The sequence below is a fragment of the Burkholderia pseudomultivorans genome (assembly GCF_902499075.1).
In the GTDB taxonomy this organism is placed as follows: domain Bacteria; phylum Pseudomonadota; class Gammaproteobacteria; order Burkholderiales; family Burkholderiaceae; genus Burkholderia; species Burkholderia pseudomultivorans.
This window is the reverse complement of the sequence record NZ_CABVPP010000150.1, coordinates 1-501: the sequence shown is the minus strand read 5'-3', so window position 1 is coordinate 501 and position 501 is coordinate 1. Positions and strand designations below refer to the sequence as shown.

Below are 501 nucleotides of genomic sequence, written 5' to 3'. Positions count from 1 at the left end.
GAGGCGCAAGCTTCGCCGACAAACCCGCCCCCGCCGCCCCGCCCACAGCGCCCAATCCGCCGCCTGTCAAACCACCCGTCAACGCACCACCGGCAACATGCAACGCCGTCCGGCTGTCGCCGCCCTCTGCCCAGTCACGCGCCTCCTGCTGATACCTAGCCTTGAGCGCCGGATCACTCGCGCCGTCCGCGTTCTTCAGCGCTTCATCGCGCTTCCTGTCCGCGTAGTGACCGATCTGCTTCGCAACCGCTTCCGCCGCCGCCTGAGCCGCGTTGATCAGATCCGACTGACTGCCCAGCACCTGCTGCAAATCCGGCGTCCTGTTCACCGTGCCGTTCAGATTCGACGTATCACGATTGAGCGTCGCCACGTCCTGTTGCTGATTCGCTTCGTCCGTGATCGTGATGCTGCCGACACTGATCCCGCTCTTCGTCGTCGCGCTACTGCTATCGCTCTCGCTGACAAAGAGCGGCAACGCACCGCCGGTGTTCTTCCCGCTCT

General features: G+C 64.7%; 1 protein-coding gene. It reads right to left on the bottom strand.

Annotation, left to right across the window (positions count from 1 at the left end):
• A partial coding sequence (locus BST28156_RS34605) for a hypothetical protein (protein ID WP_367651242.1) occupies positions 1-370 on the bottom strand: 370 nt, incomplete at its 3' end.
• Between the last annotated feature and the right edge of the window lie 131 nt (positions 371-501).